Origin of the sequence: Salmonella sp. 3C, assembly GCF_025426275.1 — a bacterium.
GTDB classification, from domain to species: Bacteria; Pseudomonadota; Gammaproteobacteria; order Enterobacterales; family Enterobacteriaceae; genus Salmonella; species Salmonella enterica.
In genome coordinates this window covers 3,639,876-3,653,736 of the sequence record NZ_CP104858.1, presented here as the reverse complement: position 1 = coordinate 3,653,736, position 13,861 = coordinate 3,639,876, and the positions used below count along the sequence as shown (strand labels likewise).

Here is a 13,861-nt window from a genome sequence, read left to right as displayed (position 1 = left end):
AATAGCCTTTATGTTAAGTCCGTTGATTCGCCGTTATACCTGGAACAGTACCTGGCTGTATTACATCCGCATTTTTATCGCTCTGTGCGGCACCACCGCCCTGCCCTGGTGGCTGGGCGACGTCAAACTGACCATCCCGCTCACGCTCGGTATGGTTGCCGCGGCGCTAACCGATCTCGACGATCGCCTTGCCGGACGCTTGCGTAATTTAATCATTACCTTAATTTGCTTTTTTATCGCGTCGGCTTCTGTGGAGCTGCTCTTTCCCTGGCCGTGGCTATTTGCGTTGGGCTTAACGTTATCCACCAGCGGGTTTATTTTGTTGGGAGGACTGGGGCAACGCTATGCCACCATCGCGTTCGGCGCGTTACTCATTGCCATCTATACGATGCTGGGTACCTCTTTATACGATCACTGGTATCAGCAACCACTGCTCCTGCTGGCAGGCGCAGTATGGTATAACCTACTGACGCTAACCGGGCATCTGCTATTTCCGATCCGTCCGTTGCAGGATAATCTGGCACGCAGTTACGAACAGTTAGCGCACTATCTGGAACTGAAATCACGTCTGTTTGATCCTGATATTGAAGATGAAAGCCAGGCGCCGCTCTATGATTTAGCGTTAGCGAACGGGCAGTTAATGGCGACGCTGAACCAAACGAAAGTGTCGTTATTGAGTCGCCTGCGCGGCGATCGCGGTCAACGCGGTACGCGCCGCACCCTCCATTACTATTTTGTGGCGCAGGATATTCATGAACGCGCCAGTTCTTCGCATATTCAATACCAGACGCTGCGCGATTATTTTCGCCATAGCGACGTCATGTTCCGCTTTCAGCGTCTGATGTCGATGCAGGCGCAGGCCTGTACGCAGCTGGCGCGCTGTATCTTACTGCGTACGCCGTACCAGCATGATCCGCGTTTTGAACGCGTCTTTACCCACATTGACGCCGCGCTTGAACGTATGCGCGCCAGCGGCGCTTCTTTAGAGCTGTTAAATACGCTTGGATTCTTATTAACCAACCTACGCGCCATTGATGCGCAATTGGCGACGATCGAGTCGGAGCAGGCCCAGGCAATGCCGCGCAATGAGTCAGAAAACCAGTTGGCTGATGATAGCCTGCACGGGTTTAGCGACATCTGGCTGCGTCTGAGCCGTAATTTTACCCCGGAGTCCGCTCTCTTTCGCCATGCGGTACGCATGTCGCTGGTATTGTGCATCGGTTATGCTCTCATCCAAATTACCGGGATGCGCCACGGGTACTGGATATTGCTCACCAGCCTGTTCGTTTGCCAGCCTAACTATAACGCGACCCGCCATCGCCTTGCGCTCCGGATTATCGGTACGTTGGTAGGCGTTGCGATCGGCCTGCCGATTTTATGGTTTGTCCCTTCGCTTGAAGGACAGTTAGTTCTGCTGGTGATTACCGGCGTGCTTTTCTTCGCATTCCGTAATGTGCAGTATGCCCATGCGACGATGTTCATCACCCTGCTGGTATTACTCTGCTTTAACCTCCTGGGCGAAGGCTTTGAGGTAGCGTTACCGCGCGTCGTCGACACGTTAATTGGCTGCGCTATCGCCTGGGCTGCGGTCAGCTTTATTTGGCCGGACTGGCGCTTTCGCAACCTTCCCCGGGTACTCCAGCGCGCCACCGATGCTAATTGCCGCTACCTTGACGCGATCCTTGAGCAATATCACCAGGGACGGGATAACCGCCTGGCCTATCGCATTGCCAGACGCGACGCGCACAACCGCGATGCAGAACTGGCATCCGTAGTTTCTAATATGTCGAGCGAACCCGACGTCACGGCCGAAACCCGGGAGGCGGCGTTCAGGCTGCTTTGCCTCAATCACACTTTTACCAGCTATATCTCCGCCCTCGGCGCGCACCGCGAAAAACTCAGCAATCCGGACGTGTTGGGGCTTCTGGATGACGCGGTCTGCTACGTTGATGATGCGCTTCATCATCAACCTGAAGACGAACAGCGCGTACACCAGGCGCTGGAGGGTTTAAAGCAGCGAGTTCAGTCACTGGAAACACGTCCGGACAGCAAAGAACCTCTGGTTGTTCAACAAATTGGTTTGCTCATTGCCTTACTGCCCGAGATTGGACGCTTGCAACGGCAAATTTCACCGCCGACTTCTACATTAATTACCCAGCCGTAAGCGAATGAGCCCAGTCGGCAAGCTCCTGGCGACGACTCGCCGGGAGCGCCGCTTCATGTACGCCGACAATTGCGCCTTCCAGGGCATACAAAACTTTCACCGTCAGCAAGGGATTGCTTTGTCGCAACCTTAGCCAGCACATTTTCGCGCCCAGTATGCGTAACATATTTTCGTCCTTTATCCCTGACTCATTGAGCAATGTTTCCAGATGGAAGGTCATATTGGGAAGATCTTTGAGTCTGTGCTGTAAAATACGGCTGTGTTTTTCCTTCATTGCCGCGTCAAGAGAATACTTCGATAAACGTACCAGCTGCTGCTGATCGCGCCACAGGCTTTCATCCACCCGGTAATAGTTGAGCATAACGGGACGTCCACATTTCATAAACATGAGCCAGGCGGGGGGATGCTTCACACAGTAGGGTACGCTTTCTTCACAGGCGCGGAGATAAAGCTCGCCATTAGCCACCATCGCAAAGACGGTATCCTCCACGGTCAGACTATAGCTACCGAATAAAGATCGATACTGGATCGTCCCCAAAGAGGCCAAATATTCTTGCGATTTATAGATCCTGTCATAAGAGAGTGCTCTCATAAAATTCCTTTTAAATCATAAAGTAAAAGAATGATTTGCAGTAACGGATCCGTTAATGACGAAAATAGGCAACTTATACTCCGCGAGCAAGATGATTTTTATTTTTGACGCCACTAAGAATAAAAATTGCGAGACAGTTTCCGAAAATAGAGTTGATCTTTCATCGCCACAGGGGTACTGTATGAATATACAGTAACTCACGGGGCTGGATTGATTATGTACACTTCAGGTTATGCAAATCGTTCTTCGTCATTTCCTACCACTACCCACAACGCTGCGCGCACCGCTACGGAAAATGCCGCGGCAGGACTGGTCAGTGAAGTTGTCTACCACGAAGACCAGCCCATGATGGCGCAACTCCTGCTTTTGCCTTTACTCCGTCAGTTAGGCCAACAATCACGCTGGCAGCTCTGGCTCACGCCGCAGCAAAAGCTCAGCCGTGAATGGGTACAGTCTTCAGGTTTGCCATTAACGAAAGTGATGCAAATTAGCCAGCTTGCGCCTCGTCATACGCTGGAGTCGATGATCCGCGCTTTGCGTACAGGAAATTACAGCGTGGTAATTGGTTGGATGACTGAAGAACTGACAGAAGAAGAACATGCCAGCCTGGTTGAAGCAGCGAAGGTAGGTAATGCGGTAGGGTTTATCATGCGCCCTGTACGTGCGCACGCTTTATCCAGGAGACAGCATTCCGGGCTAAAAATTCACTCTAATTTGTATCATTAAGTAAAATTAGGATTTATCCTGGACTTTTTTTTACGCGAACGTATCTCCTTTGAGTGCTAACGTTTTTTTTGCGAGAACGCTTGTCAGAAGCGGTTTCCGCAATTTTTGCTGTACGATTTATCATCTGAAACTGTTAAATGATGTGTATATCCGTCATGTTTTTTTCACATGTCTGACGGAGTTCACACTTGTAAGTTTCCAACTACGTTGTAGACTTTACATCGCCAGGGGTGCTCAGCATAAGCCGTAGATATCGGTAGAGTAACTATTGAGCAGATCCCCCGGTGAAGGATTTAACCGTGTTATCTCGTTGGAGATATTCATGGCGTATTTTGGATGATAACGAGGCGCAAAAAATGAAAAAGACAGCTATCGCGATTGCAGTGGCACTGGCTGGTTTCGCTACCGTAGCGCAGGCCGCTCCGAAAGATAACACCTGGTACGCTGGTGCTAAACTGGGCTGGTCTCAGTACCATGACACCGGCTTCATTCACAATGATGGCCCGACTCATGAAAACCAACTGGGCGCAGGTGCTTTTGGTGGTTACCAGGTTAACCCGTATGTTGGCTTTGAAATGGGCTACGACTGGTTAGGCCGTATGCCGTACAAAGGCGACAACATCAATGGCGCTTATAAAGCTCAGGGCGTTCAGTTGACCGCTAAACTGGGTTATCCAATCACTGACGATCTGGACGTTTATACCCGTCTGGGTGGTATGGTATGGCGTGCAGACACCAAGTCTAACGTCCCTGGCGGCCCGTCTACTAAAGACCACGACACCGGCGTTTCCCCGGTATTCGCGGGCGGTATCGAGTATGCCATCACCCCTGAAATCGCAACCCGTCTGGAATACCAGTGGACTAACAACATCGGTGATGCCAACACCATCGGCACCCGTCCGGACAACGGCCTGCTGAGCGTAGGTGTTTCCTACCGTTTCGGCCAGCAAGAAGCTGCTCCGGTAGTAGCTCCGGCACCGGCTCCGGCTCCGGAAGTACAGACCAAGCACTTCACTCTGAAGTCTGACGTACTGTTCAACTTCAACAAATCTACCCTGAAGCCGGAAGGCCAGCAGGCTCTGGATCAGCTGTACAGCCAGCTGAGCAACCTGGATCCGAAAGACGGTTCCGTTGTCGTTCTGGGCTTCACTGACCGTATCGGTTCTGACGCTTACAACCAGGGTCTGTCCGAGAAACGTGCTCAGTCTGTTGTTGATTACCTGATCTCCAAAGGTATTCCGTCTGACAAAATCTCCGCACGTGGTATGGGCGAATCTAACCCGGTTACCGGCAACACCTGTGACAACGTGAAACCTCGCGCTGCCCTGATCGATTGCCTGGCTCCGGATCGTCGCGTAGAGATCGAAGTTAAAGGCGTTAAAGACGTGGTAACTCAGCCGCAGGCTTAAGTTTCCGTCTGATAAAAAACCCCGCGTCGCGGGGTTTTTTGCTCTGGTCTGGGTGACAACGCCTTTCAGCGTTACTTCTTGCCTAATAACGCCTGTAAATCCTGCTTTAACGTGGTCATTTGCGTGGCATATTTCTCTTTATGCTCCGCGTCTTCTATCAGTTGCACTATCGTTTCGGATAATGTTTTACCGCGTCGCTGCGCAAGGCCCGCCAGACGCTGCCAGACCATAAACTCTAAATCGATAGATTTTTTGCGCGTATGCTGATGTTCCGCATTGAAGTGTCGTTTGCGTCTTGCCCGAATGGTTTGTTTCATCCGATTAAGCAAGGCAGGATTCATATGCCTGTCTATCCAGACATTTACCCGCACCGGTTCATTTTCGAGGGCCAACAACAAATTGACGGCTTCCTGGGCAGCACTGGCTTCCACGTAGCGGGTGATCAACTCCCCTTCGCGGTGCTTTTTCACCAGATATTTCCATTTCCAACCGCTTTCAAGATTTTCAAGTTGTTGATATTTCATTGCGATCCCAACGTTACCGTGTAACTGTTATCAGAATATCAGTTTTTTAGCCATCTGAAGAAAAGAATCTCGAACCTGTGAATGGTTACACGTCTTCATATTACTTTGCATTCGCTTTCCGCGTGTGCAGCGTGACGGGTTAGGCTATAATCCCCCCTTTTACAACAGACTAAAAAACCTCAACTTTGACCATTACGAAACTTGCATGGCGTGATCTGGTTCCGGATAGCGAAAGCTATCAGGAGATATTTGCACAGCCACACGCGACTGACGAAAACGACACCTTACTCAGTGATACTCAGCCACGACTGCAATTTGCGCTTGAGCAACTTATACAGCCGTGGGCATCATCCTCTTTTATGCTGACTAAAGCGCCTGAAGAGCAAGAGTATCTCACTTTACTTTCAGATGCCGTCCGCGCTCTGCAAACCGATGCCGGACAATTAACCGGCGGACATTATGACGTTTCCGGGCATACTGTTCATTACCGCGCCGCGCAGAATGCGCAAGACAACTTTGCCACCGTCACACAAGTCGTCAGCGCGGACTGGGTCGAAGCCGAACAGCTCTTTGGTTGCCTGCGGCAGTATAACGGCGACATTATCCTGCAGCCGGGACTGGTTCATCAGGCGAACGGCGGCGTGCTGATTATTTCCTTACGAACCCTTCTGGCGCAGCCGTTACTGTGGATGCGTCTGAAAGCCATCGTTAGCCGCGAGCGTTTTGACTGGGTGGCCTTTGACGAGTCGCGTCCATTACCGGTCTCCGTGCCATCAATGCCGCTCAAACTGAAGGTGATTCTGGTTGGCGAACGTGAATCACTGGCTGATTTTCAGGAGATGGAACCGGAGCTCGCGGAACAGGCTATCTACAGTGAATTTGAAGACAATTTACAGATAGCGGACGCAGAAGCTATGACCCTGTGGTGTCAATGGGTGACGCGTATCGCTTTACGCGATAATTTGCCCCCTCCGGCACCGGACGCCTGGCCCGTCCTGATACGCGAGGCTGTGCGCTATACCGGCGAACAGGATACGCTGCCTCTTTGCCCACTGTGGATAGCCCGCCAGTTTAAGGAGGCGTCGCCTTTATGCGAAGGCGATACCTGCGGCGCAGAAGCGCTCAGCCTGATGCTTGCCCGACGCGAATGGCGAGAAGGCTTTCTGGCGGAGCGGATGCAGGATGAGATTCTGCAAGAGCAGATCCTGATTGAAACCGAAGGCGAACGCGTTGGACAAATCAATGCGCTTTCCGTCATTGAGTTTCCCGGGCATCCGCGCGCCTTTGGCGAACCGTCGCGAATTAGCTGTGTTGTGCATATCGGCGATGGCGAATTTAACGATATTGAGCGCAAGGCCGAACTTGGCGGGAATATCCACGCTAAGGGAATGATGATTATGCAGGCCTTCCTGATGTCGGAGTTGCAGCTGGAGCAACAAATTCCCTTCTCTGCCTCGTTAACCTTTGAGCAGTCCTACAGCGAAGTGGATGGCGATAGCGCCTCAATGGCGGAATTATGTGCGCTCATCAGCGCGCTGGCCAATGTGCCGGTGAATCAAAACATTGCGATTACCGGCTCGGTCGATCAGTTTGGTCGCGCGCAACCGGTGGGTGGGCTAAACGAAAAAATTGAAGGTTTCTTCGCCATCTGCGAGCAGCGGGAATTAAACGGTAAACAGGGCGTGATTATCCCTGCAGCCAATGTCCGCCATCTCAGTCTTAAATCTGAACTGCTGCAAGCGGTTAAAGAAGAGAAGTTCACTATCTGGGCGGTAGACGACGTGACCGACGCCTTACCGCTACTGTTAAATCTGGTGTGGGATGGCGAAGGTCAAACGACGTTGATGCAGACTATCCAGGAGCGTATCGCGCAGGCGACGCAACAGGAAGGCCGTCATCGTTTCCCGTGGCCATTACGTTGGCTGAACGCTTTTATTCCGAACTGATCGGACTTGTTCAGCGTACACGTGTTAGCTATCCTGCGTGCTTCAATAAAATAAGGTTTACATAAAACATGGTAGATAAACGCGAATCCTATACAAAAGAAGACCTTCTTGCCTCTGGTCGTGGTGAACTGTTTGGCGCTAAAGGGCCGCAACTCCCTGCGCCGAACATGCTGATGATGGACCGCGTCGTTAAGATGACCGAAACGGGCGGCAATTTCGACAAAGGCTATGTCGAAGCCGAGCTGGATATCAATCCGGATCTATGGTTCTTCGGATGCCACTTTATCGGCGATCCGGTGATGCCCGGTTGTCTGGGTCTGGATGCTATGTGGCAATTGGTGGGATTCTACCTGGGCTGGCTGGGCGGCGAAGGCAAAGGCCGCGCTCTGGGCGTGGGCGAAGTGAAATTTACCGGCCAAGTTCTGCCGACAGCCAGGAAAGTCACCTATCGTATTCATTTCAAACGTATCGTAAACCGTCGCCTGATCATGGGCCTGGCGGACGGTGAGGTTCTGGTGGATGGTCGTCTGATCTATACCGCACACGATTTGAAAGTCGGTTTGTTCCAGGATACTTCCGCGTTCTAAGTGTTGAATTGATATTCCGCGCTATCGGTATCATGCTTGCAAAGCCCATAAAGGCGAAACCTCCGCACTGCGGAGGTTTCTTTTTCTAAAGAGACAGAATCAGGCCATTACCGCCCTGTCCTCCATGGCTTGTCGCCAACCTCCCAACCAGTATGACCGTTGATTCAGCGTCTGATAGGGACACATTTCTTTTGATCGTCCGGCGATGCCGGCCTGATATCCACGTTGATGTGCCCGTTCCAGGCGATCTCGTTTTTGTCTCTTCATGCCTCGTTTCCCTCATATTTGTATCTGGTGGAAAAGAAAACAGTGATTACAAAATGTGCAATCACACTACACGAATACCTCTAAATGGATCGCCCGTCAATGCGCAAAATTCACACCAATGTCATATTTGTGAGCTATACGGTAAATCATTTGTACAAAAAATGTGAGCCATAACAACTATTTTTCCGGCGTCAAAAATAAAAAAACCGCCTCAGGCGCACGACCTGAAGCGGTTAAATTTACATTACTTTTATCTCAGGGAAGGCGCTTTATCTCATCTGCGATAGCGGCTGCTTCCTGACTCCATGCGCTTGCCAGTACTTTGACCATCTCATCATAGCCATCTTTCTGCTGACTGGCTTCGATATGGAAAGGCCGCTTAATCAGCTGTCCATTGTGGTTTAATAACCACTCCCCGCTGACGATAACCTTACCATCGTAGCGTCCATGGAATCCGGTTACGGTAACGTTTAACGTATCCTGGGTGGTTCCCAACGGCTGGGAAGCGACGACCCAGCCAGGAAGCCGGGCGCTAAGATTCGCCACCAGCGTGTTACGTAATTGCTGGTCCAGCGGGCTGGCCCACAGATTGTTATTGGCAATCACATACTGAACATCACTGGCTTGATACACCACGCCGTTACCTGCCAGATAGTCAGGTACGGAAACCTGCTCTACCCATAAGAGACGGTTGCCCTGGCTTGCGGTGCTTTGCACACCGCTTTGCGCTATCGGGAGCTGATAATAGCTTTTATTCTCTCCGCCGGAGCTACATGACGCCAGCCAGAACGCCATTATCACGACTAGCCATTTTTTCATTGTTTCGCCCTCTTAGGCTCAGGATCTTTTTTATCCTTCGCTTCAAATACCAGCGCGTTGCTCTTCTCGTTCAGAGTTTTCAACACCGGTTGTAACTCACGAAGCACCTGATCGAGACGCTGCATATCCGCCACCATTTTGTTATACGCCGCCGATCCAGGCTGGAAGCCCTGCATACTGCGGTTAAGTTCGCGTAACGTCGTTTGCATATCCGCCGGAAGCTGCTGCATCGACTGACTGGAGGTAATCTTGTTCATATTATCCAGCGTGGTTTGCAGCCGACGCATAGTACGCTGGCTTTCAGACAGCGTATTGGTCGCTTGTTCAATCATCGGATTCAGCGGCAGGTTGTTGATCTTATCCAACGTTTCCACCAGTCGCTGTTGAATTTGCGCCAGGCCGCTGCTGACGGTGGGAATAATTTCATAACCATCAAATTCGCGTAGCCCGGTAATCGGCGGCTCCTTAGGATAAAAGTCCAGATCGACATACAGCGCCCCGGTCACCAGGTTACCGGTTTTAAGCGAAGCGCGTAAACCGCGCTTAAGCAGTTCCGTCAAATGCGCGCCAACATCCGCATTTTCTCCCAATTGCGCTTTCAGACGCTCCGGTTCAATGCGCACCAGCACAGGAATACGGTAATCGTCGTTAAATACCTGGCGCATTTTAGACGCAAAGAAAGGCACTTTGCTTACCGTCCCCAGACGAATACCGCGGAACTCCAGCGGCGCGCCGGGTTGTAATCCGCGCACCGAATCTTTAAAGAACATCAGGTAATCGATATGATCGGTATACAGCGAATCCTGAATACTTTTTTGATCGTCGTAGAGATTAAACGCCGTTTTTTCGGCGACGGGTTGCCCCTGCTCAAGTCCTTCCGGCACATCAAAACTCACGCCGCCGCCAAACAACGTCGTCAACGATCCCATTTCCACGCGCATTCCCGCCGATGTCAGATCCACAGCGATACCGCTATCTTTCCAGAATCGGACATTACTGGTGACCAACCGATCGTTTGGCGCCTTAATGAACAACTGATAACTCATTGTCCGTTTTTGCGGATCGAAAGAGCTGGTTTCAACGGACCCTACCCGATAGCCCCGGAACAGAACGGGATCGCCAGGACTGAGCTGACCGGCCTTTTTGCTGTCCAGAATCACACGAATACCTTTGGCATCGGGCGGCGCCAACGGCGGTGAGTCAAGAAGCTGATAGCTTTCCGGCTGACTGCCCTTACTTCCTGGTTGTAGTTCAATATACGCACCTGATAGCAGCGTCCCAAGCCCGCTGATGCCTTCACGCCCCACCTGCGGTTTTACCACCCAAAATACCGAGTCTTTATGCAGCAACTTTTCCATACCGGAATGGAGCCGCGCTTTGATTTGTACGTGGGTCAGATCGTCAGTCAGCGTCGCGCTTTCAACCACGCCAACATCCACGCTGCGACTTTTGATCGTCGTTTTTCCGCCTTCAATGCCTTCCGCATTGGTGGTGATTAAGGTAACTTCCGGTCCCTGGTGGCTGTAGTGATAAAACAGAATCCAGGCTCCGATAAGCGCAGTAACAATCGGGAATATCCAGACAGGCGACCAATTTTTCACCTTTTGTACTTTGGCTTCCCCTTTTTTAGGTTCCATGCTATCAGGACTCCTCATGGCCTGGTTCGTACTCACGATCCCACGACAGACGCGGATCAAAGGTCATCGCAGAAAACATTGTCATTATGACGACTAAAGCAAACATCAACGCACCCATCGCAGGATAAATATTCATTAACCCTCCCATACGCACCAGCGCAGAGAGTACGGCAATGACAAAGACATCAATCATTGACCAGCGCCCCACAAACTCCACTACTTCATAAATAAAATGCATCCGTTCACTGTCGCGCTTACCGTGGCCTTTCGCATCCCAACAAAGCCAGGCAATGGCGATCATTTTTAGCGTCGGCACCATAATACTGGCGAGAAAGATAACCGCCGCCACCGGATAAGACCCCTCGCTCCACAGCAAAATCACGCCAGCCAGAATGGTCGACGGCATTTTCGAGCCCAGTAAGTCGGTAATCATAATCGGCAAAATATTGGCGGGCAGATAAAGCATGATCGAGGTAAATAATAACGCCAGCGTCCACTGCAAACTGTTTTTACGCCGGACATAGCCTTTCGTATGGCAACGCGGACAGACGAGACTCTCCGCAGGCAGGATCGCCGTACAGCAGGCGCAAGAACGCAAAGACTGCCGGATACCGGTAATCCCCGGCGTTAACGGCTGCGCCAGTGCAGGCTGCGGGGCGATATCATCCCACAACCAGCGGCGATCGACACACTGGAACGCCCGCAGTTGAACGAGACAAAATAAGCACCAGGGAATAAAGCTGCTGCCGATGCCGATATCGCCGTAGGCCATCAGCTTAACAAAACTGACCAACACCCCGGCGAGAAATATTTCCGCCATTCCCCACGATTTGAGGAGGAAAAAGATCCTTGCCGGCGTTTTTTTTACCGACAACGGCAGACTGGCGCGGTTGACAAGTAATAGAATAGTCACCAGGCAAAATGCCGGCACCAGTTGGACAAATAATAAAAAGAACGTGCCGAGGCTGGCGTAATCTTCAGAAAACATGACGCCGGGGATTTCCAGAAGCGTGACTTCGCTGGTGACGCCCGCGACATTCATATTCACGAAGGGAAAAAGGTTAGAAAGCAGCAACATAAACAGTGCCGCTAACGCATAGGCGGTAGGACGCTGCCGGGGCGCGTCCCACTCGGTCGTTAACGTTGCGCCGCATCGTGGACATGCTGCTTTTTGCCCATGCGAGAGGCGGGGTAAAGCCACCAGCATGTCACATTGCGGGCACAATATGTGCTTCGCAGCATGGTGATGTTCACACATAGGCGCTCCTTTCGTTATGCCCCGTTTTTCAGGCCTTCAAGATACTCCCAACGTTCGAAGGCTTGCTCAAGTTCTTGCTCCGCCTGACTTAAATCGGCCAGAACTTTTTGCGTTTGCTCATGGGGTTGGCTAAAAAAGGCCGCATCCGCAACCTGCGCCTGTAGCGCTTCCAGCTTCGCTTCCAGGTCTTCAAGCTGACCGGGTAACTGCTCCAGCTCGCGCTGCAGTTTATAGCTTAGTTTGCTACTGCCACGTTTTACAATTTCTGCTTTAGGGGCAATAACTTCCTCATTTTTTTTCGCCATCGGCTGTTTCGTCGCCAGATGCTGCTCTTGCTGCGCACGCGCATCATGGTAGCCGCCGATATAACGTCCGATTTTGCCGCCGCCCTCGAAAATCCAGCATTCCGTCACGGTATTATCGACAAATTGCCGATCGTGGCTGACCAGTAGTACCGTGCCCTGATAGCCATCAATTAATTCTTCTAATAGTTCCAGCGTTTCGACGTCAAGATCGTTCGTTGGTTCATCGAGAATTAAAAGATTGCTCGGCTTGAGGAACAGTCGCGCCAGCAGCAGACGGTTACGTTCGCCGCCGGAAAGCGCGCGGACGGGCGTCATCGCCCGTTTGGGGTGAAACAGGAAGTCCTGCAAATAGCCCAGTACATGGCGCGGCTTACCGTTTACCATCACCTCCTGCTTGCCTTCCGCCAGGTTATCCATCACGGTTTTTTCCGGGTCCAGTTCGGCGCGATGCTGATCGAAGTAGGCGACTTCCAGCTTCGTTCCTACGTGGATGCGCCCGCTGTCAGCCTGAAGCTGTCCCAGCATCAGTTTCAGTAGCGTGGTTTTACCGCAGCCGTTCGGGCCAATTAACGCAATCTTGTCACCGCGCTGTACCTGAGCGGAGAAATCTTTTACCAGTTGTTTTCCTTCTACCTGGTAATCGACGTTTTCCATCTCAAAAACGATTTTACCGGAGCGCGTCGCCTCTTCGACCTGCATCTTCGCCGTGCCCATCACTTCCCGGCGCTCGCTGCGTTCACGACGCATCGCTTTTAACGCCCGCACGCGCCCTTCATTACGGGTGCGGCGCGCCTTGATCCCCTGGCGAATCCAGACTTCTTCCTGCGCCAGTTTGCGATCAAATTCCGCGTTTTGTAACTCTTCTACGCGCAGCGCTTCTTCTTTCTCCAGCAGGTATTGATCGTAATTTCCCGGATAGGTGACCAGTTTGCCACGATCGAGATCGACAATGCGGGTCGCCATATTGCGAATAAACGAACGATCGTGAGAGATAAAAATAATCGTTCCGTTAAAGGTTTTCAGAAACCCTTCCAGCCAGTCGATAGTTTCGATATCCAGATGGTTAGTCGGTTCATCCAGTAACAATACGCGCGGATTGCTGACCAGCGCCCGACCCAGCGCGGCTTTACGCAGCCAGCCGCCGGAGAGCGACGACAGCGCGGCGTTAGGATCGAGTCCAAGCTGCGCCAGCACTTCATTAATACGGTTTTCCAGCTGCCACAGATTATGATGATCGAGCTGTTCCTGTACGCGCGCCATTTCATTGAGGTTTTTCTCGCTGGGATCGGTCATCACCAGACGGGAAATCTCATGATAGCGCTTGAGGTATTCCGCTTGTTCTTCGATACCTTCGGCGACAAAGTCATAGACGCTGCCCGCAATATTACGGGGCGGGTCCTGTTGCAGACGCGCGACGATCAGATCCTGCTCATAAATAATACGCCCATCGTCCAGACCCTGTTCGCGGTTGAGGATCTTCATCAAGGTGGATTTCCCGGCGCCGTTACGCCCCACCAGACAGACGCGTTCGTTATCTTCGATATGCAACTCTGCGTTATCGAGAAGCGGCGCGTCGCTGAACGACAGCCATGCGCCATGCATACTGATTAATGACATTTACTTTTCC

At 51.7% G+C, this 13,861-nt stretch carries 12 protein-coding genes; 5 read left to right on the top strand and 7 right to left on the bottom strand.

Going from position 1 to position 13,861, the window contains the following annotated elements; all coding sequences use genetic code 11:
• Window positions 1-10 precede the first annotated feature (10 nt).
• The gene (gene yccS, locus N7E69_RS17425) at window positions 11-2,164 is read left to right on the top strand and encodes a YccS family putative transporter (RefSeq protein WP_000950876.1); all 2,154 of its coding nucleotides are present in this window, start codon (window positions 11-13) and stop codon (window positions 2,162-2,164) included.
• On the opposite strand, the gene N7E69_RS17420 is transcribed toward yccS, so the two are convergent.
• A complete protein-coding gene (locus N7E69_RS17420; RefSeq protein WP_001202375.1) occupies window positions 2,151-2,756 on the bottom strand; it encodes a TfoX/Sxy family DNA transformation protein in 606 nt (201 codons plus the stop codon). The two genes, yccS and N7E69_RS17420, sit on opposite strands and share 14 nt — an antisense overlap.
• 216 nt (window positions 2,757-2,972) lie before the next feature.
• Between N7E69_RS17420 and sulA the strand changes: the two genes are divergently transcribed.
• Together sulA and ompA are read left to right on the top strand one after the other, a co-directional pair.
• Window positions 2,973-3,482, top strand: a complete 510-nt coding sequence (sulA, locus tag N7E69_RS17415; protein WP_000288733.1) for an SOS-induced cell division inhibitor SulA — start codon at window positions 2,973-2,975, stop codon at window positions 3,480-3,482.
• A gap of 356 nt (window positions 3,483-3,838) precedes the next feature.
• Window positions 3,839-4,891, top strand: a complete 1,053-nt coding sequence (gene ompA, locus N7E69_RS17410) for a porin OmpA (protein WP_001674965.1) — start codon at window positions 3,839-3,841, stop codon at window positions 4,889-4,891.
• Window positions 4,892-4,962: 71 nt separating this feature from the next.
• Here ompA and matP read toward each other — a convergent pair whose 3' ends face one another.
• A complete protein-coding gene (gene matP / locus N7E69_RS17405; RefSeq protein ID WP_000877172.1) occupies window positions 4,963-5,415 on the bottom strand; it encodes a macrodomain Ter protein MatP in 453 nt (150 codons plus the stop codon).
• A 185-nt stretch (window positions 5,416-5,600) separates the two neighbouring features.
• On the opposite strand from matP, the gene N7E69_RS17400 reads away from it, so the two are divergent.
• Together N7E69_RS17400 and fabA are read left to right on the top strand one after the other, a co-directional pair.
• Complete coding sequence (locus N7E69_RS17400; RefSeq protein ID WP_000156448.1) at window positions 5,601-7,361, top strand: Lon protease family protein; 1,761 nt, start codon at window positions 5,601-5,603, stop codon at window positions 7,359-7,361.
• A gap of 68 nt (window positions 7,362-7,429) precedes the next feature.
• Window positions 7,430-7,948: a bifunctional 3-hydroxydecanoyl-ACP dehydratase/trans-2-decenoyl-ACP isomerase gene (fabA, locus tag N7E69_RS17395; RefSeq protein WP_000227928.1), complete on the top strand. Its 519-nt coding sequence runs from the start codon at window positions 7,430-7,432 to the stop codon at window positions 7,946-7,948.
• A gap of 99 nt (window positions 7,949-8,047) precedes the next feature.
• Here fabA and rmf read toward each other — a convergent pair whose 3' ends face one another.
• The 5 genes from rmf to N7E69_RS17370 form a co-directional block, all read right to left on the bottom strand.
• Window positions 8,048-8,215, bottom strand: coding sequence for a ribosome modulation factor (rmf, locus tag N7E69_RS17390; RefSeq protein WP_001537784.1), 168 nt, complete (start codon window positions 8,213-8,215; stop codon window positions 8,048-8,050).
• Window positions 8,216-8,470: 255 nt separating this feature from the next.
• Window positions 8,471-9,034, bottom strand: a complete 564-nt coding sequence (gene pqiC, locus N7E69_RS17385) for a membrane integrity-associated transporter subunit PqiC (RefSeq protein ID WP_000759134.1) — start codon at window positions 9,032-9,034, stop codon at window positions 8,471-8,473.
• On the bottom strand, window positions 9,031-10,671 hold the full coding sequence (pqiB, locus tag N7E69_RS17380) for an intermembrane transport protein PqiB (protein WP_000433414.1): 1,641 nt from the start codon (window positions 10,669-10,671) through the stop codon (window positions 9,031-9,033). The genes pqiC and pqiB overlap by 4 nt, the downstream gene beginning before the upstream one ends.
• A gap of 4 nt (window positions 10,672-10,675) precedes the next feature.
• Window positions 10,676-11,929: a membrane integrity-associated transporter subunit PqiA gene (pqiA, locus tag N7E69_RS17375; protein WP_024139221.1), complete on the bottom strand. Its 1,254-nt coding sequence runs from the start codon at window positions 11,927-11,929 to the stop codon at window positions 10,676-10,678.
• A 14-nt stretch (window positions 11,930-11,943) separates the two neighbouring features.
• Entirely contained in the window at window positions 11,944-13,851 is a 1,908-nt protein-coding gene (locus N7E69_RS17370) for an ABC transporter ATP-binding protein (RefSeq protein WP_000053044.1), read from the bottom strand.
• Window positions 13,852-13,861 lie beyond the last annotated feature (10 nt).